Origin of the sequence: Rhodococcus sp. C-2, from assembly GCF_027854095.1 — a bacterium.
In the GTDB taxonomy this organism is placed as follows: domain Bacteria; phylum Actinomycetota; class Actinomycetes; order Mycobacteriales; family Mycobacteriaceae; genus Rhodococcus_F; species Rhodococcus_F qingshengii.
In genome coordinates this window covers 217,798-243,088 of record NZ_JAQGFI010000006.1, presented here as the reverse complement: position 1 = coordinate 243,088, position 25,291 = coordinate 217,798, and the positions used below count along the sequence as shown (strand labels likewise).

The 25,291-nt window shown below is 62.9% G+C and carries 23 protein-coding genes and 1 tRNA gene; 12 read left to right on the top strand and 12 right to left on the bottom strand.

The features are described 5' to 3' along the window. Positions 1–137: 137 nt before the first annotated feature. The 4 genes from PCS43_RS15020 to PCS43_RS15005 all read left to right on the top strand — a co-directional run bounded on the left by PCS43_RS15020 (position 138) and on the right by PCS43_RS15005 (position 4,025). Positions 138–671 carry an NlpC/P60 family protein gene (locus PCS43_RS15020; RefSeq protein WP_007727720.1) on the top strand — a complete coding sequence of 178 codons (534 nt, stop codon included), beginning with the start codon at positions 138–140 and terminating at the stop codon, positions 669–671. A gap of 65 nt (positions 672–736) precedes the next feature. After that, positions 737–1,423 (top strand): response regulator transcription factor, encoded by a 687-nt coding sequence (locus PCS43_RS15015; RefSeq protein ID WP_209909617.1) that lies wholly within the window; start codon positions 737–739, stop codon positions 1,421–1,423. Continuing rightward, positions 1,420–2,415 carry a HAMP domain-containing sensor histidine kinase gene (locus PCS43_RS15010; RefSeq protein WP_007727705.1) on the top strand — a complete coding sequence of 332 codons (996 nt, stop codon included), beginning with the start codon at positions 1,420–1,422 and terminating at the stop codon, positions 2,413–2,415. The genes PCS43_RS15015 and PCS43_RS15010 overlap by 4 nt, the downstream gene beginning before the upstream one ends. A gap of 107 nt (positions 2,416–2,522) precedes the next feature. Further along, positions 2,523–4,025 carry a DUF4153 domain-containing protein gene (locus tag PCS43_RS15005; protein ID WP_042451095.1) on the top strand — a complete coding sequence of 501 codons (1,503 nt, stop codon included), beginning with the start codon at positions 2,523–2,525 and terminating at the stop codon, positions 4,023–4,025. A 73-nt stretch (positions 4,026–4,098) separates the two neighbouring features. On the opposite strand, the gene PCS43_RS15000 is transcribed toward PCS43_RS15005, so the two are convergent. Next, positions 4,099–6,435: an arylsulfatase gene (locus PCS43_RS15000; protein WP_209909614.1), complete on the bottom strand. Its 2,337-nt coding sequence runs from the start codon at positions 6,433–6,435 to the stop codon at positions 4,099–4,101. A 205-nt stretch (positions 6,436–6,640) separates the two neighbouring features. On the opposite strand from PCS43_RS15000, the gene PCS43_RS14995 reads away from it, so the two are divergent. Together PCS43_RS14995 and PCS43_RS14990 are read left to right on the top strand one after the other, a co-directional pair. Beyond that, positions 6,641–7,309 (top strand): TetR family transcriptional regulator, encoded by a 669-nt coding sequence (locus PCS43_RS14995; protein WP_030534932.1) that lies wholly within the window; start codon positions 6,641–6,643, stop codon positions 7,307–7,309. 35 nt (positions 7,310–7,344) lie between these two features. Then, complete coding sequence (locus tag PCS43_RS14990; RefSeq protein WP_030534931.1) at positions 7,345–8,262, top strand: TauD/TfdA dioxygenase family protein; 918 nt, start codon at positions 7,345–7,347, stop codon at positions 8,260–8,262. 1 nt (position 8,263) lies between these two features. On the opposite strand, the gene PCS43_RS14985 is transcribed toward PCS43_RS14990, so the two are convergent. Next, a complete protein-coding gene (locus tag PCS43_RS14985; protein ID WP_042451091.1) occupies positions 8,264–9,226 on the bottom strand; it encodes a formylglycine-generating enzyme family protein in 963 nt (320 codons plus the stop codon). Positions 9,227–9,275: 49 nt separating this feature from the next. Next, a tRNA-Arg gene (locus PCS43_RS14980) sits at positions 9,276–9,351 on the bottom strand. A gap of 242 nt (positions 9,352–9,593) precedes the next feature. Here PCS43_RS14980 and PCS43_RS14975 point away from each other — a divergent pair. Then, a complete protein-coding gene (locus PCS43_RS14975) occupies positions 9,594–10,973 on the top strand; it encodes an LLM class flavin-dependent oxidoreductase (protein WP_042451462.1) in 1,380 nt (459 codons plus the stop codon). Positions 10,974–10,980: 7 nt separating this feature from the next. Here the strand turns inward: PCS43_RS14975 and PCS43_RS14970 are convergent, their stop codons facing one another. The 5 genes from PCS43_RS14970 to PCS43_RS14950 form a co-directional block, all read right to left on the bottom strand. Further along, positions 10,981–11,979 (bottom strand): winged helix-turn-helix transcriptional regulator, encoded by a 999-nt coding sequence (locus PCS43_RS14970; protein WP_003940366.1) that lies wholly within the window; start codon positions 11,977–11,979, stop codon positions 10,981–10,983. 81 nt (positions 11,980–12,060) lie between these two features. Beyond that, entirely contained in the window at positions 12,061–12,927 is an 867-nt protein-coding gene (locus PCS43_RS14965) for an acyl-CoA thioesterase (RefSeq protein WP_042451089.1), read from the bottom strand. Continuing rightward, on the bottom strand, positions 12,924–13,748 hold the full coding sequence (locus tag PCS43_RS14960; RefSeq protein ID WP_042451087.1) for a DUF1295 domain-containing protein: 825 nt from the start codon (positions 13,746–13,748) through the stop codon (positions 12,924–12,926). The genes PCS43_RS14965 and PCS43_RS14960 overlap by 4 nt, the downstream gene beginning before the upstream one ends. After that, positions 13,745–14,668, bottom strand: coding sequence for an SDR family NAD(P)-dependent oxidoreductase (locus PCS43_RS14955; RefSeq protein WP_042451086.1), 924 nt, complete (start codon positions 14,666–14,668; stop codon positions 13,745–13,747). Before PCS43_RS14955 ends, PCS43_RS14960 begins: the two co-directional genes overlap by 4 nt. Continuing rightward, positions 14,665–15,876 carry an acetyl-CoA C-acyltransferase gene (locus PCS43_RS14950; RefSeq protein WP_042451085.1) on the bottom strand — a complete coding sequence of 404 codons (1,212 nt, stop codon included), beginning with the start codon at positions 15,874–15,876 and terminating at the stop codon, positions 14,665–14,667. The genes PCS43_RS14955 and PCS43_RS14950 overlap by 4 nt, the downstream gene beginning before the upstream one ends. Before the next feature lie 123 nt (positions 15,877–15,999). Between PCS43_RS14950 and PCS43_RS14945 the strand changes: the two genes are divergently transcribed. Genes PCS43_RS14945 through PCS43_RS14935 form a run of 3 tightly spaced genes read left to right on the top strand, consistent with a single transcriptional unit; the run spans position 16,000 to position 19,526 of the window. After that, entirely contained in the window at positions 16,000–17,232 is a 1,233-nt protein-coding gene (locus PCS43_RS14945) for an acetyl-CoA acetyltransferase (protein ID WP_042451084.1), read from the top strand. A 48-nt stretch (positions 17,233–17,280) separates the two neighbouring features. Next, positions 17,281–18,798: a carotenoid oxygenase family protein gene (locus tag PCS43_RS14940; protein ID WP_003940450.1), complete on the top strand. Its 1,518-nt coding sequence runs from the start codon at positions 17,281–17,283 to the stop codon at positions 18,796–18,798. Continuing rightward, positions 18,795–19,526: a hypothetical protein gene (locus PCS43_RS14935; protein ID WP_042451081.1), complete on the top strand. Its 732-nt coding sequence runs from the start codon at positions 18,795–18,797 to the stop codon at positions 19,524–19,526. The genes PCS43_RS14940 and PCS43_RS14935 overlap by 4 nt, the downstream gene beginning before the upstream one ends. Before the next feature lie 74 nt (positions 19,527–19,600). Here PCS43_RS14935 and PCS43_RS14930 read toward each other — a convergent pair whose 3' ends face one another. Genes PCS43_RS14930 through PCS43_RS14915 form a run of 4 tightly spaced genes read right to left on the bottom strand, consistent with a single transcriptional unit; the run spans position 19,601 to position 23,662 of the window. Then, positions 19,601–21,259 carry a long-chain-fatty-acid--CoA ligase gene (locus PCS43_RS14930; RefSeq protein ID WP_052417005.1) on the bottom strand — a complete coding sequence of 553 codons (1,659 nt, stop codon included), beginning with the start codon at positions 21,257–21,259 and terminating at the stop codon, positions 19,601–19,603. After that, the gene (locus PCS43_RS14925; RefSeq protein ID WP_042451078.1) at positions 21,256–22,311 is read right to left on the bottom strand and encodes an NAD(P)H-dependent amine dehydrogenase family protein; all 1,056 of its coding nucleotides are present in this window, start codon (positions 22,309–22,311) and stop codon (positions 21,256–21,258) included. Before PCS43_RS14925 ends, PCS43_RS14930 begins: the two co-directional genes overlap by 4 nt. Continuing rightward, positions 22,308–23,078, bottom strand: a complete 771-nt coding sequence (locus PCS43_RS14920) for an SDR family oxidoreductase (protein WP_042451076.1) — start codon at positions 23,076–23,078, stop codon at positions 22,308–22,310. The genes PCS43_RS14925 and PCS43_RS14920 overlap by 4 nt, the downstream gene beginning before the upstream one ends. Next, the gene (locus PCS43_RS14915) at positions 23,075–23,662 is read right to left on the bottom strand and encodes a nuclear transport factor 2 family protein (protein ID WP_042451074.1); all 588 of its coding nucleotides are present in this window, start codon (positions 23,660–23,662) and stop codon (positions 23,075–23,077) included. The genes PCS43_RS14920 and PCS43_RS14915 overlap by 4 nt, the downstream gene beginning before the upstream one ends. Positions 23,663–23,776: 114 nt before the next feature. On the opposite strand from PCS43_RS14915, the gene PCS43_RS14910 reads away from it, so the two are divergent. Further along, the gene (locus tag PCS43_RS14910; RefSeq protein WP_042451072.1) at positions 23,777–24,580 is read left to right on the top strand and encodes an ABC transporter ATP-binding protein; all 804 of its coding nucleotides are present in this window, start codon (positions 23,777–23,779) and stop codon (positions 24,578–24,580) included. Beyond that, a complete protein-coding gene (locus PCS43_RS14905; RefSeq protein ID WP_003939931.1) occupies positions 24,577–25,290 on the top strand; it encodes an ABC transporter ATP-binding protein in 714 nt (237 codons plus the stop codon). Before PCS43_RS14910 ends, PCS43_RS14905 begins: the two co-directional genes overlap by 4 nt. Position 25,291 lies beyond the last annotated feature (1 nt).

The following is a 25,291-nucleotide window of genomic DNA, read 5'->3' as shown; positions in this document are numbered from 1 at the left end:
ATCAATCATTCCTGTCCGAACACCACGTCCACGCAGTTAACATCCGAACGAAGTGTTTGTTTTCACGTGTCTTACCAGTTCACGGCTATCGAGGTGCGCTGCCGCGCGCCGAAACGACTCCCACGAAGGACGGATGCATGAAGAAGTCGACACTCCGCACGGGAACGGTCGCGGCTTTGCTGACCGGAAGTGCCCTGTTGCTTTCCGCTGCCCCTGCCTCAGCCGACCCGGGAAGCCTCGGTAGCGGTGGCAGTAGCGGGAGTTCCGGAAGCGTGGGAAGCACGGGCAGCATCAGCAGCGGATCAGCCGCCCTTCCGATTCCGAGTCCGGCAGGGCTGATCGCGCTGGCAGCGGCGAGCACTCAGACCGGAAAGCCCTACCAGTGGGGCGGCGTCGGGCCGAACTCGTGGGACTGCTCCGGGCTGGTGCAATGGGCGTTTCGGCAGGCCGGCGTGAATCTGCCACGGACCAGCCAACAGCAGGCCAACGTCGGACAGCCGGTTCCCCGGTGGGCCCTCGCCCCCGGCGACGTCATCACCTTCTACCCCGGTGCGACGCACGTCGGCATCTACGCTGGGTTCGGAATGGTGTTCAACGCCTACGGAGTTGGTGTTCCGACCGGACTGACGCCCCTGGCGGATCTGCCGATCAACAACATCCGCAGGTTCTAGAACCTGCACAGAACCTTCACAAGTCCTCCCAGGTTCATCCACGAGGGCCGAATACAGTCAGTTCCATGAGTCAGCGAAGAGTGCTCGTGGTCGACGACGAGGTCAGCATCTGCGAGTCCATCGCGGCGAGGCTGCGTGCCGAGGGCTACGACGTCGAGCTGACGTTCGACGGTCCCAGCGCGGTGGCCCGCTGCGAGCAGATGGACGCAGACCTGGTGGTACTCGACGTGATGATGCCGGGATTCGACGGACTCGAAGTCTGCCGCCGCATCCAGGCCGTGCGCCCGGTGCCTGTGCTGATGCTGACCGCTCGCGCCGATGAAACGGACATGCTGATCGGTCTCGGCGTCGGGGCCGACGATTATCTGAGCAAGCCGTTCAGCATGCGTGTGCTCGTCGCCCGGGTGCAGGCTCTGCTTCGGCGTGCGGATCGCGCGGAGCACGCTGCTCGCCCGGTGGCCGACCTCCTCGAGTTCGGTGACGTCGTGATCGACCTGACCGAACGTCGAGTACGCCGTGATGCGCAAGAAGTTCACCTGACTCGCACCGAATTCGATCTCATCGCCTATCTGGCGGAGCGGCCGCGAGCCGCGATCCCGCGGGAGTCGCTGCTCGAGGAGATCTGGGGCTGGGGTGAGGGAGCGGGCAGTCGGACCGTCGACAGCCACGTCAAGGCGCTGCGACGCAAGCTCGGACCTTCCGTGATCCGGACCGTTCACGGGGTCGGGTACGCCTGGGACGTGCCGCGATGAGCGTCGTCGACCGTCTTTTTGCACGGTGGCCGCGGCCGCTGGACCCGATGCGGTCCTTCAAGGTGAAGGTCGGCCTCCTGGTTGTCGCAGCACTGGTGTTCGCCGCGGGTGGTTTCTGGCTGACGTCGCAACAACCGTTTCGTTTTGCTCTACTGACGGCGTTGGTTGTCGCTCTCGGCGTTACGCAGGTGCTCGCACACGGGATGACGTCACCGCTTCGCGAGATGACGGCCGCGGCGAAGGCGATGGCGCGCGGCGACTATTCGCGGCGAGTACGAGCGACTTCCAGAGACGAAGTAGGCGAACTCGCCCATGCGTTCAATCGGATGGCCGAGGACCTCGGGGCCGACGACCGGTACCGCCGCGAGTTGATCGGCAACGTCTCCCATGAACTGCGCACGCCCATCACCGCTTTGCAAGCCATGCTCGAGAACGTCGTCGACGGTGTCGAAGAACCGGATCCGGCGATGATGAAATCGGCGCTGCGGCAAACGGAACGACTGGGCGCGCTGGTAGCCGACCTTCTCGATCTCTCGAAACTCGAGGGTGGCGCAATGCCGTTGAAACGCCGCCGTTTCGAGGTCGAGCCGTTCCTACGCGAGCTGTCGAGTGTGAGTGCGGGCGACATCGAGATAGACGTCAAGCCTCCACAATTGTCCGTGGTCGCCGATCCGGATCGCCTCCATCAGGTGGTGACCAACCTGGTGGACAACGCGGTTCAGCACGGGAACGTCGACACCAAAGTTGTGATCCGAGTACGTACCGGCAGCGCGGGGGAGTTGGTGCTCGACGTCCACGACGACGGCCCCGGCATCGAACCACAGGCCCGTGAGCGAGTGTTCGACCGCTTCATCCGCGGCGGCTCGACCGACGGGGGCACCGGACTCGGCCTCGCGATCGCGAAGTGGGCGGTCGAATTACATGACGGCAGGATTGCCGTCGTCGATGCCCCGTCGGGTTGTTGCATTCGAGTAGTGCTGCCGCAGAACTGAATCAAAGTCCCTGACGAGATCGAGAGATCTCGCGATGGCGCATGTCTTCATCGGCATTCGTCTGTACTTCCGACCCTGAAAATTGAACCAGACACATAGGAGATCACATGAGCGCTCCGATAGTAATTCCACCGAAACCGCCGATGCCGGCCGTAAAACCCAAGCGTCCCAGCCGGTTCTGGCGTCCCGATCGCACTTCGATGGCCACCCGCTCGATGCTCCTCGGCGCGGCCGCAGTAGGGGTGCTTGCGGCCCTGATCCTCGACCCAGGGTTCGCGAGTATCGCGTACGTGATCGTGGGTGCCGGTGTGGTGATCGTCTTCGGGATTCTGACGCCGCCGCGGATGACCGTGACGCAGTGGGTCGCCGCCATCGGGATGCTCGCACTGCTGGGTGTTGCCGCCGTTCGCGGTGCGGAGTGGTTGGTGTTCCTCTGCGTCGTAGCTGCGTGGGTTCTGTTCACGTGGACTCTGATCGGCGGGCGGACGTGGACCGGAATACTTCTGGGAACGGTCGCTCCCTGGCGGGCACCGCACCGGACGGTCAACTTCGTTCGTCGTCGAAAGCTCGCTACCCGCTCTGCTCCGCGGGTGCCGGCGGCGCGAGTTGTCGTCGTAAGCGCAGTATCGATTCTTCTCCTGCTGATTTTCGGATCTTTGTTCGTGAGTGCGGATCCGGAGTTCGCGAAGATCTTCGACGGCTTCGCTCCTGCCATCTCGGTGTCGAACCCGGGAGCACGGATCTTTGCCGGCGTCGTGATGGCGTTCGGCACGCTGGTTGCGGTGTATCTGCGCCGCAGAACGCCGACGGTGGACGCGTTTGCACCTGCGCAGGCGACGCCGTTGCCGATGTGGGAGTGGGCGGTCCCGCTCGGAGTACTCAACGTGCTGTTCCTCGGTTTTGTTGCAGTACAGACGAAGACGCTGTTCGGGGGAGACGAGCACGTACAGGTGACCGATGGACTGACCTATGCGGACTACGCGCGTGAGGGTTTCTGGCAGCTTATGGCGGTTACCGTGCTGACGCTGCTCGTCATCGCCGTCGCAGTGCGGTACATCGACCGCCGCGACGCTGGATCGAGGCGTCTTGCCCGCGGACTGCTGGGTGCCCTGTGTGTTTTCAGCCTGGTGATCGTGGCGTCCGCTGTGCACCGGATGTGGTTGTACGAGAATCAGTACGGTTTCACGGTGCTCCGGGTCAGCGTCTTCGCGACAGAGCTGCTTCTTGGCTTCGTGTTCGTGTTGTTGCTCGTCGCAGGTATTCGGATGTCCGGGAAGTGGCTGCCCACAGCTGTTCTCGCCACTTCGGCCGTCGCGCTGCTGGCCTTCGCGGTGTTCAACCCCGACGCGTACATCGCGCAAAAGAACGTGGAACGGTTCGAGGGCGGCAAGAGCATCGACGTTTCCTACTTACGCGGGCTCTCCGTCGACGCGGTACCTGCCTTGGATCGTCTACCGGAACCGCAGCGTTCATGTGCCTTGAGCAGATATCGATTCGGAGTGCCGGGCACCACTGCGCCCTGGGAGTTCAACGCAGCGCGTGAGAAGGCCCGCGACATCCTGGAAGCTCGCCCGGTGGGGCCGTGCCTGCAGATGTACACGGTCGGATAGACGCAGGGCGATTGTGCAGCCGCACGGCAGATATCGCGCGCGGCTGCACAATCGGCGAGCGTCGCCTGGTCGATCAGTGCACGGCGAGTGAGATTTTCTCCCGTTCCTCTGCGGACACCACATCTCGGGTGGATCGTAAGTCGACGGTCACGCTGTGGAGTTTGCCGCCGTAACGGAACGTGCCCTTCTCCGCAAACTCCTCCGCCACCGGGCTTCCCCGGTTGATGCCGACGTCGAGCTGTTCGTTCATGCTGAAGATCGCCCGAGTGGTCTTCTCGATCCGGCCTTCGGAGACCACCTCGCCGTCGACAATCAGGGTGGCGGTTCCGCCCTTGCCGATTCCGCCGCCGTCGTACTCGAAGTGGACGGACACCTCGCGCGTATCGGGTGCCAGCGGGTTGCGCCCACGCACGAAGGTCCGACCACCGCCGCTGAAGTTGTAGCAGTAGACGGGGACGGAATCGAGTATGTACAAAGCGAATCCGCCGAACCGGCCACCGAGGCTGACCAGCATGCCGTCGGCGACGCTACCCAGACTCGCGGTCAGCGTGTACGAGCGGTTGAAGAACGTCGGCGCGGCTTTCTCGACCAGACCGTTCATGTGTGGGTACAGAGTGAGGGTCTTGCGGCCCATCATCGGATGCGGGGGTCGTGATTCCGCGGTGGCGTGGCGACCGACCGTTCTGTCGTCCAGCGGCAGCACTTGATATTTGGCCGCCTCGACGAGGAACTTTTCCTTGAGCCGGGCCAGGATCTCGGGATGCTCGTCTGCGAGATCGCGGGCCTGCGACCAGTCGACCGAGGTGTCGTACAGCTCCCAACGGTCCTCGCTCATCGGTGTGAGCTCGAGGCCGTGAGTGGCCATCAGCCAGGGTGCGCGGTGGGCCGTGACTGCGGTCCAACCGTAATCGTAGATTCCGCGGTTGCCGAAGATCTCGAAATACTGTGTGGTGTGGCGCTCTTCGGCGTCGGGCTCGGCGAAGGTGTAGTTCATCGCCACGCCTTCCATCGGTTTCTGGGTCACCCCGTCGACGCTGGACGGTGCCGGAATACCGGCAGCTTCCAGGATCGTCGGCGTGATGTCGACGCAGTGATGCCATTGCTCCCTGATGCCTGGCTTGTCGATCCCCTTGGGCCAGTGGGCGATCAGGCCGTTCCGGGTACCGCCGTAATGGGACGCAACCTGCTTGGCCCACTGGTAGGGGGTGTCGAGAGCCAGAGCCCACGACGCCGGATAGTGCGGGTAGCTGGTTTCGGTCCCCAATTCGTCGTAGCGCGCCAGTACGTCGGATGTCGCACTCTTGTAACCGTTGAGGCCGGCGAGGTAGTTGAACGAGCCCTCCATTCCGCCTTCCGCGGAAGCGCCGTTGTCACCCATCATGTAGAGCACCAGAGTGTTGTCGAGTACACCCATGTCCTGCAACCGGTCGACGAGCCTGCCTACCTCGTCGTCGGTGTGCTCGAGAAATGCCGCGTACAACTCCATCAGACGGGCCGAGACCTTCTTCTGGTCGTCGTCGAGTTCGTCCCAGTGTGGGAGCCCCGGAGCCCACGGGGCCAATTCGGTGTCAGGAGCGACGACGCCCAGTTCCTTCTGCTTTTGGAGGGTGATCTGGCGTTGGCGATCCCACCCGTGATCGAATTCGCCGACGTACTTGTCCAGGTAGCGGTCCGGGACCTGGAGTGGAGCGTGGCACGCGCCGAAGGTGAGGTAGCAGAACCACGGCTTGTCGGGGTCCATCGTGTTGACGCCCTCGACCCATTCGATCGCGTGGTCGACGAGATCTTCGGACAGGTGGTAACCCTCCTGTGGTGTCTTGGGTAAGTCGACCATCGTGAAGTCCTCGTAGAGAACCGGGGTGAACTGGTCGGACTCGGCACCGAGGAAACCGTAGAACTTGTCGAAACCCTCACGGACCGGCCAACGGTCGAACGGCCCGGCAGCGGTGGTCTCCCACGTCGGGGTCTGGTGCATCTTGCCGAAAGCACCTGTCGCATAGCCGTTTCCCTGTAGGACGCGTGCGACCGTGGCGGCAGAGGCGGGGCGGGTCCCGTTGTATCCCGGTGCCGCGTTGGCCATTTCGGAGATGACACCCATACCGACACTGTGGTGGTTGCGCCCGGTCAGTGTGGCGGCACGCGTCGGCGAGCACAGAGCCGTGGTGTGGAATCGGCTGTATTTCACGCCGGTTTCGGCCAAACGCTCGGCGGTGGGGGTGCGGCACGGGCCACCGAACGCGGAGGGTGCGCCGAATCCGACGTCGTCGATCATGATCAGCAGCACGTTCGGGGCCCCGGCCGGCGGGCGAAGCGGTTCCGGGCGGGTGTACGGGGGATTCTGATCGGGGTAGTACACGGCGGCCGCGACGTTCGGCGTCTCGGGAATGATCGGAATGGAATGGCGATTCACCAGCAGGCTCCTTGGCGTGTGCAAAACCGGGCGGATTAAGCAGTCGTCTTAATCTGGAGCGTATCGATCGGAATTCAGTTGGCGGCGTATGTCTCGTTGACTGGGACAACTACCCCCGTGAGTGGTTAAGGAGTCCCTGCACTCCCTAACCGCGCACAGGGGATGGGGCTTGCGGAATTAAGACAGTGACTTATATGGTCGGTGTATGCCCGCCTCGTTGGATGCCAAGAACGCCATGATCGCCGTCGCCGAGCGGATGTTCGCCGAGCAAGGTATTCACGAAGTGTCCATGCGGGACGTGGCGACTGCGGCCGGGCAGCGCAACAACTCTGCAGTTCAGTATCACTTCGGTGGGCGAGACGGTCTGGTGCTGGCCGTATTCCGGCATCGGATGGATCAGATCAACGCAGCGCGACTGACGTATCTCGACGACATCGACGCCAGTGGGCGGACCGACTTGGTCCGTGCTTTGGTCGAAGCCTTTCTGTACCCGCTGGCAGATTTTCTGGCGACGGTCGACGGTTCCAACTATGCGAGGTTCATTGCCCGAATCTCACCGTCGGTGGATACGCAGAGTGCTGAGTTCCGCGAGGTCAGCGAGGGGATCAACGAAGTTGTCGTCAGGTTGACGCGGGCGTTGCCGCATCTATCTCGCCGCGTCGCGGTCGAACGGATCGATCTGACGTTCAACATGAGCGTCTCCGCTCTGGCCATCTTCGAGCAGCGCCGCGAAGACGAAAACCCGGTTGTGCAGGCAGATTTCGATACGACAGTGGATCATCTGGTCGATCTCGCGGTAGGAGCACTGACCGCGCCCCAAAGCGCACACAAACGCACACGAGCAAAGCGGGTGCACGCGTCGACTGACGTGTGACCCCGCGACACGACACGACAGGACGGAGTCATTCGATGGCTACCCTTACATCCTCACGAACAGTCCAAATCGGCAATCACACAATCGAATTCGGACCACGCGGAATGAGGCGAAACCCGGAAGGCGTTGAATCGAGGCCGTACGAGCGGTTCACTCTGACACCCGTCACACCGTTCATCGGTGCCGAGATCAGCGACATCGACCTGCATGATCCGTCGGAGGAGCAGATCGAGGACGTGCGCCGGGCCCTGCTCGAATGGAAGGTCGTGTTCTTTCGGGACCAGCCGATTTCGAGCGTGAATCATCGTGACTTCGCTGCCCATTGGGGCGAACTCGAGGTCCATCCACTTCTCCCACAGGGAGAGGTTCCGGCAGTCGTCAGATTCGAACGCGGAGAGGACAGTCCAGGAACCGAGAACATCTGGCACGTCGACGTCACCTGGACGAAGACGCCGCCGCTCGGTTCAGTACTTCGGGCGATCGACGTACCGCCTGCCGGTGGTGACACGCTCTGGGCTGATATGGGTAACGCCTTCGACTGCCTCCCCGACGAGATCAAGGACTTGATCGACGGCAAGGACGCCATCCACGATTTTGTGCCGTCCTTCGGACGCGGCATGAGCCCGGAGAAGTTGGAACAGATGAAGGAGCAGTACCCGCCGGTCCTGCACCCGATGGTGCGTAAGCATCCGGAGACCGGGCGTAAGACTCTGTTCGTCAACAGCCTTTTCACCACCCACATTCCGGACATGGATCCTGTCGAAGGCAACGATCTGCTCAACCTGCTGTTCGCGCAGGTCAAGGTCCCGGACTTTCAGTGCCGCTTCAAGTGGGCGCCGAATTCCATTGCCTTCTGGGACAACCGGGCTACCCAGCACTACGCAGCGAGTGATTACTTCCCTCATCGCCGCGTGATGGAGCGGGTGGCAATCCTCGGAGACGTGCCCTTCTGATTTACGTCTGCGGAATGCGGATGATGCACCGGAAGCCGACGTGGCAGGTCGAGGACTCCTCGGATTCGCCCTGCCGCGCGGCAGGGCGGTAGCGCAGGCAGTAGTTCGGTGCACACAGATGTGAGCCGCCCTTGATCACCCGTCGTGCGTAGGGTTCGCCCGCCAACGCCTCCGTGGCGAACTCCGCTCGGGGATTACGAGGAATGCAGCACGACGAGGCCGGCGCGACGTTCTTGGAACTGTGGGCGTGGTCGGACGTGTAGTGATCGGCCGTCCATTCCCACACGTTCCCGGCCATGTCGAACAGTCCGTAGCCGTTGGGCCGGAACTTTCCGACCGGAGCGGTGCGCTCGTAACCGTCCTCGAGCAGATTCTCCCAGGGGAACTGGCCCTGCCACACGTTGCCACCGGGCCGCCCGCCCGGAGAGTCGTGATCGCCCCACACGTACGCCTGGCGATCGAGTCCACCGCGGGCGGCAAACTCCCACTCGGCCTCGGTCGGGAGTTCCTTGCCGGCCCACGCGGCGTAGGCCTGGGCGTCGAAGTACGACACGTGGGTGACGGGGTGCCGTTCACGTCCCCCGATGTTGCTGTCGGCGCCCTCGGGATGGCGCCAATCGGCGCCGGGAGTGAACGACCACCACTGGGTGTAGTCGTCAAGTGAAACCGGGCCGGGTGGCGAATTGAAGACCAACGATCCCGGGACGAGGAGGGCTGGATCGGCGTCGGGATAGTCGGCGGCGTCCGGGGCGATTTCAGCAGTGGTGACGTGGCCGGTTGCCTTCACGAAGCGTCGGAACTCGGCGACCGTCACCGCCGTCGTGTCCATCCAGAATCCGTCGACTGTGACCTGGTGAACTGGGCGTTCTTCCGGATAGAAATCTTCGGAGCCCATCCAGTACGTCCCACCCGGGATCAAAGACATGTTCTTCGGGGGAGTAGCCGTGGAGTGAGGCATCGTCATGAAGTCAAGAATGGCACGTTGGTGGCGCCGATGTGGGGAGAGTCCCACCTGGTGCCCTCGGCAGGATTCGAACCTGCGACCCTTCCTTTAGGAGAGGAATGCTCTATCCCCTGAGCTACGAGGGCGGGGAGCGTACCGACAAGCGCTGAAAACCCTGTGCTGCCGGGGTTTTCGCTTCCCGATACTGCTGTTGCATCCGCTCGACCTGTCGGCACGAAGCCTCGGGCGTCACAGCTGCGCTAGTCAGTGTAGCGGCCCGCCGACGAGGTCGCGAAGTCGACGGTATCGCCGGGTGCAAGCAGGAGCCGTACCGATCGCACTGATCGCAATGGTGTTCACCGCGGAGCAGGCACGGCATCGTGCGGGAATGACCCGCAGAATCCGCTTCAACGCCTTTGCCATGAACTGCGTCGCCCACCAATCGCCAGGTCTGTGGCGCCACCCGGAGGACCAGTCGTCCAGGTACACGGATCTGACGTACTGGACGGAGTTGGCGAAGCTCCTCGAGCGTGGACGATTCGACGGGCTGTTCCTGGCCGACGTGTTGGGAACGTACGACGTGTACGGCGGCAATCACGACGCAGCGCTGCGGCAGGGCGCGCAGGTACCGGTCTCGGACCCGCTACTGCTGGCGTCGGCGATGGCTGCCGTGACCGAGCACTTGGGCTTCGGGATCACCGCAGGTACAGCTTTCGAGCATCCCTACCCGTTCGCTCGGCGCTTGAGCACCCTCGACCACCTGACGAACGGGCGAATCGGGTGGAACGTGGTCACCGGATACCTCCCCTCGGCCGCGCGGAACATGGGCGAGGACGACCAACTCCAGCACGACGATCGCTACGACCACGCGGACGAGTACCTCGAAGTTCTCTACAAGTTGTGGGAAACGTCGTGGGAAGACGACGCGGTGGTGCGTGACAGAACCACCGGGGTCTACACGGACCCCGCCAAGGTTCATCCGATCGAGCACGAAGGCAAGCACTTCACGGTTCCGGGCATCCACATCTCCGAACCTTCTCCGCAGCGGACGCCGGTCATCTTCCAGGCCGGCGCGTCGCCTCGTGGGGTGCGGTTCGCCGCCGAGAATGCCGAGGCGATCTTTGTGGGTGCACCGACAAAGGCGATTCTCAAAGACACCGTTGCTCGAATCCGAAACGAACTGACGAAGGTCGGGCGAGATCCGTTCTCGGCCCGCATCTACACACTGTTGACGATCATCACCGACCGAACCCCTGAGTTGGCCCAGGCGAAGCTCGAGGACTACCGCAGCTACGCGAGTAGTGAAGGCGCGCTCGTTTTCACCTCGGGGTGGATGGGAATCGACCTCTCCGGATACCGAGCGGACGAGCCGATCGGGAACGTCGAGAGCAATGCCATTCAATCCGCGGTCGCATCGTTTCGTCAGGCCGACGAGAAAGGCGGCGAATGGACGGTGGGGGACATCGCGGAGTGGGCGGGCATCGGCGGGCTCGGCCCGATCGTTGTCGGTTCCGGTGCGGAAGTCGCGGACGAGTTGCAGGAGTGGGTGTCCGAGACCGACGTCGACGGTTTCAATCTCGCGTACGCGGTGACTCCTGGAACCTTCGAAGACATTGTGGAGCATGTGATTCCGGAGCTGACCAAACGAGGTGCCTACCAGAGCGACTACGACGAGGGAACGCTGCGCAACAAACTGTTCGGGCGAGGGGACAGGCTGCCGCTCGAACACCGAGGCCGGAGTTTCGGCCGGATCCGCACTGCCGGCTGAGCGGACCTCAGGACCAGCCGGACCCGGGTACGTGGACCGAGGTGGTGAGGTCGACGGCCTCGATGTCCGAAGACCTCAACTCTTCACCGCACACACTGCAACCCAAGCGTGCTTCGAACCGTTTACCGCAGGCCTTGTGATGGAGAACGATGTCCGGGCCGTCCGCGGATCTGAACCAACGCTGACCCCAGGAGATCATGCACATCACCACGGGGAAATACGCCGTGCCCTTGGCGGTGAGTCGATACTCCGACCACTGTGGGCGATCCGGAAGCGGACGCGTTTCCATCACACCGATCTCGGTGAGGTGCTTCAAGCGATCCGCGACTATCGCCGGTGGTGCACCGGTGATCTCGGCGAACTCTCCGTAGCGGCGAGCGCCTCGGAAAGCTGCACCGATGATCGCCGCTGACCAGCGATTGCCGACAAGTTCCATCGTGTGAGCCAGAATCTCCGGACGGCGTTCGGACTTGGTGGAGCGTCGCCGCGATGTTGCTTCCGGGACACTGCGTGAGAAGTCCCCACTCGGACCCATTTGGGAGTCCAGGGATCGTACGTCCACGTCCTCGCCGCACTCCTTGCAGCGCAGGATCGGGGTGAAGTCGTTTCCGCAGGTGCTGTGCCGCAGTGGTGGAAGCGGCTGGGTTTCATTGGGCGCCCACTGCTTCTCCCACGACCACATGGTGATGAGGACGGGCCAGATCGACTGCCCTTTGCGGGTGACCGAGTATTCGTGCCTGGGCGGGTTCTGCTGATACTCACGACGCTCGAGCATTCCGCCGGCCGTCAGGACCGCCAACCGTGAGGACAATACGGAGTTGGAGATTCCCCCGAGGGCGAGCCAGTCGTTGTATCGCCGCGACCCCAACAGGGCGAATCGCAGAATCCAGAGGTTCCACTCGTCCCCCAACAACCCGAGCGTGACGGCCAGTGCGTTCGGACCGCCGGCAGGCAACTCGGTGACGCCCGCCGACGCGGTGGGTGTCGAAGATCCGGCTGCATTCACTCGTACCACCCCGAAATCATAGGCCGCGAACCCTGCGGCACCGCGAGACCGTACCGAATGGTCTGCAGAAAGAGTCGGGAATCACTCGGTGCGGGCAATGAGTAACGCTTCCTGAGTGATCTGGCAGATCTGGAGTCCGGATCGATCGAAGGCCGCCGCATTCACGACTGCTCTGCCGGCGTGAGCTGTGGGGGTCGCGTGCTCGAAGAGCAGCCACTCGTCCGCTCGCACAGGGCGTTGAAACCACATCGTGTGATCGAGGGACACACCAGTCCAGTCCGTGTCGAGCGAGTGCTCCTGCCCGATGTCGTAGCCGTGCGGAGTCAGTGCGGTTGCCATCAGCATCAGATCACTGGCATAAGCGAGAGCAGCCACGTGAATCAGTGGATCGTCGCTCAGCCGCTGAGCCGAACGCATCCAGATGTTGCGCGGAGGCGCCGCCGAATGCGCGGTGGGGGAGTGCGAATCAAGGGGGGAAACACGAATCTCGATGGCGGAGAACTCCTCCCACACCTCTCCCAACCCACCGTCTGCCTCGGCCAACTCTTGCAACGTCACGCACTCAGTGGGCGGGAGTGCGGTAGGTACTGCGCGACTGTGAGTGATGCCCTCGTCGATCGAGGAGGCAGAGACCGTGGAACGGCAGACGAGTCGTCCGTCCTGGTGGACGTCGACGCCTCTGGTGGACAGGCGTTTTCCGTCGCGAAGTCGATCTACCGAGAACTCGGTTGCATGCTCCGTCGATCCCGGGCGAAGGAAGTGGGTGTGGACGGAACTGATCGCTTTGCCGTCGGTAACCGTGCGCCCGGCTGCGAGAATCGACTGGGCTACCAGTTGGCCGCCGAACAATTGAGGTAGACGAACACCGTCGTTCGACCCTTGCCACCGGTCCGGGCCGGTCGATTCCAGATCGAAGACGTCGGCGAGACCACTCGTGGGGGCGCTCACGACGCGTGGTTTCGTGCCGGACGGGGTGGACGAGGTAAGAATCCGCTGGTCCGGGCGACGTAGTCGTCGTAGGCCTGCCCCTTGCTCTTGCGCATGCCGCGTTCGAGAAGGGCCTTACCGCTGTAGCTCACCAGCAGTTTGATCATGACGATCGGAGAGACGATCGTGATCAGCGCCAATGGATCACCAAGCGCGAGGATGAACAGTCCGACCCAGACGCATGCATCACCGAAGTAGTTGGGATGGCGGGTCCAGGCCCAGAGCCCACGGTCCATCACCTTCCCGGCATTGGCCGGATCAGCTTTGAAGCGGGAAAGTTGGTAGTCTCCAACCGATTCGAAGACGAAGCCGACGGTCCAGACCGCGATGCCGATCGCGCCGAGGACTCCGAGGGCGCGAAACTCGTACATCGCGAACTGGACGGGCAGCGACACCACGAGAATGAGAACGCCCTGGAGGCCGTAGATTTTGCGAATCAGGAACGGAACCAGCGGTCCCTGTTGATGTTTGAGCAGGGCAGTGTAGCGCTTGTCCTGCCCGTGCCCACGGTTTCGGAAGCCGATGTAGAGGCCGAGTCGCATTCCCCACACCACGGTCAGAGCCAGCACGACGAGGCGACGCAGATCGTTGCCGTCCGACCCGATGGACGTCAGGTACGAGACGACGGCGACGACGGCGAAGCCAGGCCCCCAGCAGATGTCGATGATCGAGTGATTGTTCATCCGGATGGCGACGGCCATCACGACTGCGATGAAGACGAGGACGGCGAGTGCGCTCACACCGAAGTTCAGTGCAAGATCGCCCAGTGGGATGTCGGTCATGCGCGCGCTTTCCGATTGTGGTGGTCGAGCAGTTCGGAAGCGAAGTCCGCGAAGGCTTCCTGTGCGCTCGGATAGGTGTGAGGAGCGCCGAGTCGGCTGGTCACGAGTAGCGCGTCGAGCGCTTTGGCATCGAGTTCTGTGGTGGTGGGCAAGAATTCGGTCGAGCCCTCGACGGCGTCTGCCGAACGCACCCCGTTGCCTGCCGTGACGATCACCTGCCCGTTGGTCGTGGACTCGGGATCGACGAGGGCGGTGACCACCGGGGCTACCAGGTCGGCACCCATGATGTCGATGAATCGTGGATCCATTCCGGATTCGGTCATCTGCGTAGTGGCATAGGGCAGTACGACATTGGTGAACACATTGCGACTCGCTCCTTCGCCGGCTGCGGTGCGTCCCAATGCGATGACGGCACCCTTGCTGGCGGCGTAGGCGGACACGGTGGGTTCTCCGTGCAGTCCTGCGGTCGAGGCAATCATCACGATGCGCCCGAATCCGGCTTCGCGCATCACTCGGGAGGCTTCGGCGGCGACCAGTGCGGTTCCGACGACGTTTGTCGTGATGACGGTGCTGAGGTTCTCGGCGGTGGTGCGATGAAGCATCTGTGGACCGCTGACCGCGGCGCTGGTGATGCAGAAGTCGAGTCGTCCGAACCGAGTGAGAGCGTCGTCCACCAACTTTCGGCCGACCTCGGGGTCGGTGACGTCGTCGTGGTTGGCGACGGCCTGTCCACCGGTTTCGAGGATTTCGTCGACGACCTGATCTGCAGGGCCTCGGCCGCTCGAATCGAGTGTGCGATTCCGATTGTTGACGATCACCGTGACCCCTCGGCTCGCGAGATGCAGTGCGACGGCACGGCCGAGGCCCTTACCCCCTCCCGTGACGACGGCAACGCGGCCGGAGAGTGAACTGACGGTCATGAGGCGATCCGTTCGACGAGCACCGCGACTCCGACACCGGCGGCGCCGCTGACCGCGGCCACACCGTAGCGTCCGTCGCTCCGTACCAGTTCGTCGACACATGCGCCGACGAGAATTGCTCCGGTGGCGCCGAATGCATGGCCCATCGCCATCGTGCCTCCGTTGGGGTTCATGCGGTCCGGCCCGGCGTCAAGATCGCGGCGGAACCGTAGGCAGAGTGCGGAGAACGCCTCTGCGAACTCGAACACGTCGATGTCCTGTGGACGAAGCCCGGCTCGCGCGATGACTGCCTCCACGGCGCTCTGGCCCGCAGTGAGCATGAGGACCGGATTCACCGAAGTCGAGGCGGATCCGATGATCCGTGCGCGAGGGGTCAAGCCGGTTCTGGCCGCGGCTTTCTCGGATCCGAGGAGTAGGAGCGCTGCGCCGTCGGCCATGGCGGGAGAGGATCCGACGGTGTGCAGGTGTTCGATCTTGCCGACCTCAGGGTAGGCGGCGAGCGCGAGTGCATCCTGACCGGCGGCGCCGAGCCCTTCGAAGGCCGGAGGCAGCGTGGCGAGTCCCTCTGCCGTCGTCTCTGCCCTGACCAGTTCGTCGTGCGCGATTCCGGCTTCACCATTTCTGCCGGGGACAGGCACAACGGACCGCTCGAATGCGCCGTTGCGCCAGGCCTCGGCAGCCTTGTGCTGGGTTTCGACGCCGTACGCATCCAACTCGTCGCGGGAGTACCCCTCGATCGTGGCATTCAAGTCGGCGGCAACACCCATATGGATGGAACCGATCTGCGCGATAGTTGCCGGATCGGTCCACAGCGGTCCGCGATCACTGAACATCGGAGTCCGGGAGACGCTTTCGACGCCACCGGCCACGACGAGGGACACGTCGTCGCCGCGAATGCGGGCCGCGCTCTGGCCAACTGCGTCGACGCCGGATGCGCAGAATCGGTTGAGGGTTGCGCCGGGGACGGAGTCGCCCCAACCGGCAAGGAGTGCGGCAGTTCTAGCGATGTTCGCGCCCTGCTCGTCCACCTGCGATGCGCAACCGAGAACGACGTCGTCGATCTGTTCTGCGCCTAGGTTCGTTCGACCCTGCAAAGCCTTGGCCAGGTGGACGACAAGATCGACGGGGCTGTGTTCGTGGAGGGCGCCTCGCGCCGATGCTCGACCGCGCGGTGTGCGCACGTAGTCGAGGACAAAAGCATCAGTCATTTTCAACCCTTCAATTAGTAGAGTTACTCTGCTAGTTGTAGTACGGTTGCGGTGAAATTACAACCGCCGTTGCGCGGGTATCTCGGTGACGTCACCGAGGCCGGATCGGCAAGGGGAGAGGTCATGACTGTTTCGAACATTTGGATTCTCGGCGGGTACCAATCCGACTTCGCACGGAACTTCACCCGTGAGGAACTCGATTTCGCGAACCTTGCCGAAGAGGTGGTGAACCACACCCTGGACGCGGCGAAGGTTCCTGCCACCGACATCGAGGTGATCCACGTCGGTAATGCCTTCGGTCAATTGTTTGCCGGCCAAGGTCAGCTGGGCGCGATGCCCGCCACCGTGCATCCAGACCTGTGGGGTGTGCCCTCGTCTCGGCACGAGGCGGCGTGCGCATCGGGCAGTATCGCTGTACTTGCAGCGATGGCAGACCTGCGCGCCGGCAACTACGACGTGGCTCTGGTGATGGGTATCGAACTGGAGAAGACGGTTCCGGGTGATGACGCGGCCGGCCATCTGGGCGCTGCAGCCTGGGTCGGACACGAAGGTCAGGAAGCAAAATTCATGTGGCCGTACATGTTCGACCGTGTGTCGAAGGAGTACGGGCGGCGTTACGGGATCGACGAATCTCACCTTCGCGCGATCTCGCAGATCAACTTCGCAAACGCGAAGAACAACCCCAACGCGCAGACACGCGGTTGGGCGGTGCCCGATCTACTCGGAAATGCGGGTGGTGACGACACGACCAATCCCGTTGTGGAAGGTGGTGTTCGGCGATTCGATTGCAGCCAGGTGACCGACGGTGGCGCCGGGGTGGTGCTGGTGACGAACAAGTACCTGCGTGAACACCCTGGCGCCGCGGCGACTCCGCGGGCCCAGATCGCGGGCTGGGGTCACCGGACAGTTGGTTTAGGTCTCGAGCAGAAGCTGGCCCGCGACGCCGATAATCCCTACGTGATGCCACACGTTCGGGATGCGGTGATGGGTGCCTTCTCCCGGGCCGGAGTCGACCTGGCCGGGATAGACGGGATCGAAACACATGATTGTTTCACGGCGAGTGAGTATCTCGCGATCGACCACATCGGTCTGACCGCGCCCGGCGAGTCGTGGAAAGCCATCGAGAGTGGTGACATCGCCATGGGCGGCAAGCTACCGATCAACCCCAGCGGCGGTCTGATCGGCGGTGGTCATCCGGTGGGTGCCAGTGGTGTTCGAATGCTTCTCGACGCGGCCCATCAGGTGACGGGAACGGCCGGCGGTTTCCAAGTCGAGGGTGCGAGCCGCTTTGCGACGCTCAACTTCGGTGGAAGTACGGCCACCACCGTCAGTTTTGTCGTCGACGCAGTTTCCTGAAGGTGCAGCCCAACCCAGCCTTTCCCCATCAGTCGAAAAGAGAATTCCATGGACGTCGAAATCGTAGGCAAGTTGTTGTCCACCCTTCCCGCCGATGACGATCACCCGTATCGCACCGGCCCGTGGCAACCCCAGACCACCGAGTTCAAAGCGGACAACCTCGAAGTCGTATTCGGTGAGGTTCCGAAAGACCTCGACGGTGTCTACCTGCGTAACACCGAGAATCCGCTCCATCCCTCGATGAAGGCGTATCACCCCTTCGACGGTGACGGCATGATTCACATCGTGGGCTTTCGCGACGGAGAGTCGTTCTACCGCAACCGATTCGTACGTACCGACGGCTTGGCGGCCGAGCAGGATGCCGGCGCTGCGTTGTGGGCCGGGCTTGCCGAGTCTCCCAAACTCAGTCGCCCCGAGGGCGGCAAGGGTGCGCGCACCCGGATGAAGGACGCGTCCAGCACCGACGTCGTCGTTCACCGGGGGACTGCTCTCACCAGCTTCTACCAGTGCGGAGATCTGTATCGTCTCGATCCGATGTCGGCGGAGACACTCGGCAAGGAAAGCTGGAACGGCAAGTTCCCCTTCGAATGGGGTGTGTCCGCGCATCCGAAGGTGGACGACAAGACCGGAGAAATGCTGTTCTTCAACTACAGCAAGGAAGCGCCGTACATGCACTACGGCGTCGTGGACTCGGCCAACGAGTTGGTCCACTACGTCGACGTCCCACTTCCCGGTCCGCGCTTGCCGCACGACATGGCCTTCACGGAGAACTACGCGATCCTCAACGACTGCCCCTTGTTCTGGGATCCGGTTCTGCTGGAGAAGGGCGCGCACGTCGCGAATTTCCATCCCGATATCCCGCTGCGTCTCGGAGTCATCCCACGCCGCGGAAATACTTCTGACATCAAGTGGTTCGAAGCCGATTCGACCTATGTCCTGCACTTCGTGAACGCCTACGAAGAGGGGGACGAGATTGTTCTGGACGGTTTCTACCAGGGTGATCCGGAGCCGTCGGACAACGGTATGGGCAATCAGTGGGAGCGCGCCTTCCGTTTCCTCGCTCTCGATCGCATGCAGACCCGGCTTCACCGCTGGCGTTTGAACCTGGTCACCGGAGCCACGCGTGAAGAGCAACTCAGTGACTCGATCACCGAATTCGGCATGATGAACGGCAATTTCGCGGGTGAGAAGTACCGATACGCCTATGCGGCTTCTGGTAAGCCGTCGTGGTTCCTGTTCGACGGCTTGGTCAAACACGACCTGCTTACGGGGAACGAGGAACGATTCTCCTTCGGTGACGGCGTGTATGGAAGCGAGACCTCGATGGCACCACGCGTGGGTGGTACCGCCGAAGACGACGGCTATCTCATCACGTTGACCACCGACATGAACGAGGACGCGTCCTTCTGCCTGATCTTCGACGCTGCCCGCGTCGGAGACGGACCATTGTGCAAACTTCGCCTTCCCGAACGGATTTCGAGTGGCACCCACTCGACGTGGGCGCCGGGTGCCGAGCTTCGACGCTGGCAGAGTGCCGACACCGCAGCCGAAGCGGTCGGACTGTGACGGGCACGCACGACGCGGGCACGTGGGAGATCCTGCGACAGGTGGTGATCGGTGCACGAGACCTGGACAAGACCGGTCAACAACTACGTGAAGCGTTGAATCTGGCACCAGGATTCACAGATCCACTGCTCGAAGACATCGGTTTGGCCGACGAGACCTTGGCCGTCGGGCCGCAGGCATTTCTCGAGATCGTCGCGCCGCTCGACGAGACGGTCTCGCTGGCGAGATGGATCCGCAAGGGCGGAGGGGAGGGCGGCTATGCACTCTCGATCCAGGTTTCGAACATCGAGCCCTATCTGGAACGTGCAGCTGCGGCCGATGTTCGGACGGTGGCCGATCTCGAGGCCTACGGTCACCGGATCGTCCAACTTCATCCCGGTGATCTCGGACTGCTCGTAGAACTCGACGAGATTCCCGACGCCGACGAGTGGTTCTGGGATGAGACGGAGAAGGAGGTTTCCCTCGATCCCTGGGTCGACGACATCCTCGGCGTCGACGTGTCCTCGTCCGATCCGGCCAGGACGGCGACGCTGTGGGCCGAAGTGTTCGGAAAGAAACCGGTCTCGGCGCAACCACTCTCGATCAGGCTGGGATCACGCGTCGTGTCGTTCGTTCCGGGGGAGCGGTCGATGCTCACTGCAATCGATCTGGCGGCGTCGAGCGGCGCGTCTGCCGTCGAGCCCGGGCTGAGTGTCGGCGGCGTGGAATTCCGGATTCACCCACGCTGAGCGTGCTTCACATCGAACGACAGAAATCGGGGCCGATCGCTCGAAGCGACCGGCCCCGAATTCGTGTCATGGACTCAAGCGAAGTCCTGTCGCAAACGAGTCTTGAGCAGCTTCCCGCTAGCGTTGCGTGGCAGCTCCTCGATGAACCGAACCGCACTGGGGCACTTGAAGTGAGCCAGTCGCTCGCGTGACCACTCGATGATCTCCGCTTCGGTTGCATCCGAATCAGCAGCTCGAACGACCACGGCAAGGGGAGTCTCACCCCACCGATCGGAGTGAACGCCGACTACCGCGACCTCGCGGATGCCGGGGTGCCCGGAGAGAACACTCTCCACCTCGGCCGGATAGACGTTCTCACCGCCGGAGACGATCATGTCCTTGAGGCGGTCGTGGAGGTAGAGATAGCCGTCCTCGTCGAACGATCCGCCGTCTCCGGTGCGAAGCCAGTCGCCGTCCAACATGGTGGCCGCAGTGGCTGCTTCGTTACGCCAGTAACGCTTCATGACGTGAGCGCCGCCGATGACGACCTCTCCGCGGGTACCGACCGGGACGTCTTCGAGCGTCACGGGATCGACGATGCGGATGGGCACTCCGAACATCGGCTGCCCGACGGACTTCAACCGATGCGCGGTCGACTCGTCGGTCGCCCGATGATCTTCCGGGGTCAGCATGGTGACGCCGCCGGTCGACTCGGTGAGACCGTATGCCTGCAGGAAACTACACCCGAAGACCTCGGTCGCGTCTTGCAACAGGGGCAGTGGCATCGGCGCGGCTCCGTAGACCAGGAACTGCAGGGCACTCCAATCTGCCTCGCGCACAGCCGGAAGGGAGGTCAGGACGCTGATCACCGCGGGAACGGCGACCGCATGCGTGACTTTGTACTCCTGCATCAGCGCGACGAGTTCGAGAGGTCCGGCGATGGTCTCGAGCAGTAGAGCGCCACCGCCGAGCGTCGTGACCAGGGCGAGACCCAGTCCGGCCACATGGAAGAACGGAACCGGGCACATAGCCACGGAGTCGGTGTCGAGATCGAGCAGGTGATACATGGTGGCGAGGGCACGGCCGAGGTTGGCGCCGGTGAGTTCGATTCCCTTGGGGTGACCGGTGGTTCCCGACGAGTAGAAGATCAGCGCTGTGTCGTCGGGGCGGCGCGACGACCCCGGATCGTCGTCGCCGACACCGGAAAGCCAGTCGTTCCACGAGATCGAGTTTCCGGCGCCATCCACCGTGACGACGGTCCGGACGCTACCGACCGCCGCGGCGACGTCGGAGAGGCCCTCATCGCCTGCTCCGAGTACGACGACGGTCGGCTCGCTGTTGCTCAGGATGTAGTCGACCTCGCCCGGTGCCAGCCGATTGTTGACGGCCGTCAGGATCGAGCCCATCTTCGAAGATCCGTACAGGACGGAGAGGAAAGACGGTGCATTGGCCCCGATGTACGCCACCCGGTCGCCGGGTCGAACACCATCGCGCAGAAGTGCATTCGCGACACGATTTGTTTCGATGTCGAGTTCGCGGAAACTGGTACGCCCGTCATCGGAGATGACGGCGGTGCTCTCCGGACTGGCAATCGCCCGGCTGCGTAGCAAGTCTTCCAGATTCTGCACGGGGCGACCGTCGGGCAGGAGCGCGTTCACGGAAGGTTGACGGACGGCAGGTTCACGGGTGGCAGGTTCACGGGTGGCAGGTTCACGGGTGGCAGTCGAACCTACGGCCGTCGGCTGAGTTGTCATGCTGAATGCTCCAATCTGAAGGGGGCAAAGACAGGGGGTTCGAAAATGCCGGCGGGAGCAGCGAGTACATGCTCGACGGCGCGTAGTGCCGGGCCTGCAGTGATGAACTGACCGGCTGTCGTGCGACTGTTCGGATCTTGTGGTTCGACCAGGTTGACGGTCATCACGATCTCGGGTTTGCCGAAGAGGTGGACTTCCCATTGGTCCCGTCCCGCGTATTCGTCGCGATCAGGTTCCATGGTCCAGATGATGGCGAGGGTGAGGAACTGCTTTCCGTCGACCATTGCGTGCCAGCGCCATTCGGTGGTTCCGACGGTTCCCGCGGCGATGCGTCCGGCGGCGACGTCGAGATCCGTACGTGCCGGAACGACCCTGTGATCGGACACGACCCCGTCGTAGGTGACGCCCAGGCGCTCGCACATGAACGCGATGGTCTCGAGGTACAGCGACGCGTACAGCGAGGGCAACGGCCCGGTTCCGTCCAGTTCCTCCGGGGGCGAACCCATTCCCATGACGGTGAACGCGAAGTCGGGGTCAGGCATGCCGCGAGCGTCGAGCACCTCGTCGATCGTAATTCGGTCGAGTTCGATCGATGTTCCCGTCAGCGCCAACGCCAATCGCTCGCCGATGACACCTGGGCTCACGCCGACCCCGAAGAGCGTCGAATCGCCTTCCTTGCATGCTTGGGCGAACATGTGCTCGCGTTCGGTGCCGTGTGCGCGGGGGAAGTGCTGCCCGGCCGTCGTGATCACGTTGATCCCGGCGCGAAGCAGACGGCACAGATCGTCGTCGTGGCGTTCGTACGGAATCTGCAACCGCGGACTGTGGATGAGAACCTGTGGGCGCGAGCGGATGATCTCGTCCACGTCGCGTGTAGCGATCACCCCCGTCGGTGCTCGTCTGGCGATGTCACCGGCGTCTCGACCCGCCTTGGCGTCGCTGTACACGTAGAGGCCGACCAACTCGAGGTCGGGACGATCGATGATTCCGCGTAGCGCTGTCTTGCCGATGGCACCGGTCGCCCACTGGGCAACACGAATCGGATCGCTCATGATCGAGTGGTCAGTTCGCCGGCGAAGAGGAGCTTGCCCAGACCGCGTTCGTACCGAATCGGGTCGCGGGCCAGACGCGCACGGGCATCGATTGCCATGAAATCTGTGTCGCACGTCCACTCACCGCGTTGCGTGGCGGCGAGTCCGGTCGCGGCGATGTCCAGAGGATTTTCCTTGTGGCCCTGAACATGTGACGCCATGCGGGTATCGACGCTGCCGACGATCAACGACGTGACGGTGATGCCGTGCGGTTCGAGTTCGGCGCGAGCGATGCCGCCGAGCGACAGAGCAGCCGCCTTGGCCGGTGAATAGCCACCCATGAAGGCGGTCGGAGCGATTGCGGCCACCGACAGGACGTTGACTATCGATCCTCCGCCGCGGGCGGCGAGTACCGGCGCGAAGGCGCGGATCATCGTCAGAGGCCCGAAGTAGTTGACCTCCATCTCGGCTCGCGCAGCCGCTTGGTCGTCGGCCTCGATCAACCGATTCCCGGTGAACAGTCCGGCATTGTTGACGACCACTGTGGTGTCACCGCACGCCCTGGCCGCTGCATCGACGAGTCCTGGATCGGTCACGTCGAGTTCGACGATGTGTGCTCCGGTGGATCGCAGCTCGGCGGGCGCCTCGTCGGGATTTCTCACCCCTGCATAAATTTTGGCGGCACCCATCGACTTCGCCTGTTGGACGAAGGCCAAGCCGAGCCCTCGATTGGCGCCGGTGACGAGGACAGTCGCGCCCTCTATCGGCGTTCCGCGAAACCTTGTCATGAGTGCTCCTGTGTCTGCCGTGTGTAGATGAGGTCGTCGGGAAATTTCTTGCTCTTCTTCAAGGACGTTTCAGGCGCGAGCATCCCGAAGATCCAGCCTTCGGCTGTGGCCATGTCGTGGTTCCAGTCCCACCGCAGTGCGCGGTGGCGGATTCCCCACCTGCCGTCCTCGTAGCCGAAGCGGTCGATCAGGCGCGCCGCGGTGAGTGTGTCGGCTATGCCGTCCGAGTGCTTGATTCGTGCGAAGGCAAGCACGTAGGACTCGACGTGTGCTGTGGCCCCGTCGAGTTCGATCAGGACGTTGGTCATTGCGTGGGTCGTCAGTGACCGTGGGTGAGTGATGGCCCCGGCGATGTGGTCGATGTAGTCGTCGGCGGTGCCGGTGAAGACACCCCCGTGGTCTTCGGTTGCGCCGGGTAGATAACACCGCCTGGCGTCCTCGACGTCTCCGCGATCGGCAGCTCGGAGGAAACGAGCCAGAACCTCGTAGATTTCCTGCTTGGCGACGAGAGCGTCGACCCGGCTGTAGTCCCTGACGTCTGGGCCCCCGCCGCTGTCGACTGCGTGAATGTTGTTGGACCTCACGATGATGTCCCTTCTCGGCTCCGGATCGGGGGCCGCACGTTGACGGAGTGCCTCTGTTTACTGTAGTAATCTCTATCACACTGTTAATTGAAGTGTCACGAGGAGGTGAAACCAATGCTTGGAAACACACCACCCGCACAACCTGCGAATGACCCGGTCGTACTCACGCTCTCCGATGTATCGATCGAATTCGGCGGAGTCACGGCTCTCGACGACGTCGGCTTCGACGTCCACGCCGGCCAGATCTGCGGACTCATCGGGCCGAACGGCGCTGGTAAGACCACGCTGTTCAACTGCATCACAAGGATTTACGAACCGAGTCGCGGTGTCATCACCTGGCAAGGAACCGACCTCTTGGGATTGCGGCCCTATGCAATGGCATCTGCAGGGATCGCTCGGACCTTCCAGAATCTCGCACTGTTCAGCGGCATGAGCGTCTTCGACAACACCATGGTCGGCGGATCGTCTCGGGGCCGCTTCGGACTGGCGAGCGGGCTTCTCGGCTGGCCTCCAGCGCGCGCCCGAGTCCGAGAACTGCGAGAGAAGGCCTGGTACCTGCTCGAACGCCTCGAACTCGTCGACGTCGCGAACGCGCCGGCAGCAGGCCTTCCGTTCGGAACACTCAAGCGCGTCGAACTGGCACGAGCATTGATGTCCGAGCCTTCGCTGCTTCTGCTCGACGAGCCCGCCGGCGGGCTCACACACAGCGAAGTCAAGGAGTTGGGAGAACTGATCGTCTCGCTCCGCGACGACTTCGGCTTCGGAGCGCTTCTGGTCGAACACCACATGGGATTGGTGCTGGGTATCTCCGATCACGTTGTCGCACTGAACTTCGGCCACAAGATCGCTGAAGGTACTCCGGCGGAGATCCAGCAGAACGACGCCGTGATCAATGCTTATCTGGGGCGAGCGGCATGAGCCTGCTGAGCGTCGATGATCTGCATGCCGGTTACGGGCGAGGCAATGTACTGCACGGGGTTTCGCTCGACGTGGAACCCGGCGGGGTCGCTGTCGTTCTCGGCGCGAACGGTGCCGGCAAGACCACCATGATGCGTGCGCTTGCCGGATTGATTCCGCACCAGGGAACGATCACCTTCAACGGTTCGCCGCTCGGATCCAAACCTGAACGCGCCGTGGCCGCCGGCGTCAGCCTTGTCCCACAGGGCCGTGGAACTCTCGGTCAACTGTCGGTACGTGACAACCTGCTCGTCGGCGCTGCGCTTCGCAACGACAAGGCGGAGATCGAGGCCGACATCGAGCGGTGGTGTGAGACATTTCCGGTGCTCGCGAGGAGGTCCACACAGTTGGCAGGTTCGCTGTCAGGCGGTGAACAGCAGATGCTCGCGGTCGCGCGGGCATTGATGAGCCGTCCCACCCTGCTTTTGTGCGACGAACCGAGCCTGGGTCTGGCGCCCATCGTCATCGCCGAATTGTTCGACACGCTCGGTGCGATCAACCGGAGCGACGGAACTGCACTGCTGATCGTGGAACAGAATGCCGATCTCGCGATGAAACTCGCGTCGAAGGTCTTCCTGCTCGACGTAGGCACCATCGTCGCTGCCGGCACGCCCGAGGAATTTCGTTCGGACGACGTCGTGCGCAGCGCCTATCTCGGGTACCAGGAGTAAA

Coding starts and splice junctions, on each gene's coding strand:
- PCS43_RS15020 (WP_007727720.1), top strand. CDS start 138: ATGAAGAAGTCGACACTCCGCACGGGAACGGTCGCGGCTTTGCTGACC.
- PCS43_RS15015 (WP_209909617.1), top strand. CDS start 737: ATGAGTCAGCGAAGAGTGCTCGTGGTCGACGACGAGGTCAGCATCTGC.
- PCS43_RS15010 (WP_007727705.1), top strand. CDS start 1,420: ATGAGCGTCGTCGACCGTCTTTTTGCACGGTGGCCGCGGCCGCTGGAC.
- PCS43_RS15005 (WP_042451095.1), top strand. CDS start 2,523: ATGAGCGCTCCGATAGTAATTCCACCGAAACCGCCGATGCCGGCCGTA.
- PCS43_RS14995 (WP_030534932.1), top strand. CDS start 6,641: ATGCCCGCCTCGTTGGATGCCAAGAACGCCATGATCGCCGTCGCCGAG.
- PCS43_RS14990 (WP_030534931.1), top strand. CDS start 7,345: ATGGCTACCCTTACATCCTCACGAACAGTCCAAATCGGCAATCACACA.
- PCS43_RS14985 (WP_042451091.1), bottom strand. CDS start 9,226: ATGACGATGCCTCACTCCACGGCTACTCCCCCGAAGAACATGTCTTTG.
- PCS43_RS14975 (WP_042451462.1), top strand. CDS start 9,594: ATGACCCGCAGAATCCGCTTCAACGCCTTTGCCATGAACTGCGTCGCC.
- PCS43_RS14960 (WP_042451087.1), bottom strand. CDS start 13,748: ATGACCGACATCCCACTGGGCGATCTTGCACTGAACTTCGGTGTGAGC.
- PCS43_RS14955 (WP_042451086.1), bottom strand. CDS start 14,668: ATGACCGTCAGTTCACTCTCCGGCCGCGTTGCCGTCGTCACGGGAGGG.
- PCS43_RS14950 (WP_042451085.1), bottom strand. CDS start 15,876: ATGACTGATGCTTTTGTCCTCGACTACGTGCGCACACCGCGCGGTCGA.
- PCS43_RS14945 (WP_042451084.1), top strand. CDS start 16,000: ATGACTGTTTCGAACATTTGGATTCTCGGCGGGTACCAATCCGACTTC.
- PCS43_RS14940 (WP_003940450.1), top strand. CDS start 17,281: ATGGACGTCGAAATCGTAGGCAAGTTGTTGTCCACCCTTCCCGCCGAT.
- PCS43_RS14930 (WP_052417005.1), bottom strand. CDS start 21,259: ATGACAACTCAGCCGACGGCCGTAGGTTCGACTGCCACCCGTGAACCT.
- PCS43_RS14925 (WP_042451078.1), bottom strand. CDS start 22,311: ATGAGCGATCCGATTCGTGTTGCCCAGTGGGCGACCGGTGCCATCGGC.
- PCS43_RS14920 (WP_042451076.1), bottom strand. CDS start 23,078: ATGACAAGGTTTCGCGGAACGCCGATAGAGGGCGCGACTGTCCTCGTC.
- PCS43_RS14910 (WP_042451072.1), top strand. CDS start 23,777: ATGCTTGGAAACACACCACCCGCACAACCTGCGAATGACCCGGTCGTA.
- PCS43_RS14905 (WP_003939931.1), top strand. CDS start 24,577: ATGAGCCTGCTGAGCGTCGATGATCTGCATGCCGGTTACGGGCGAGGC.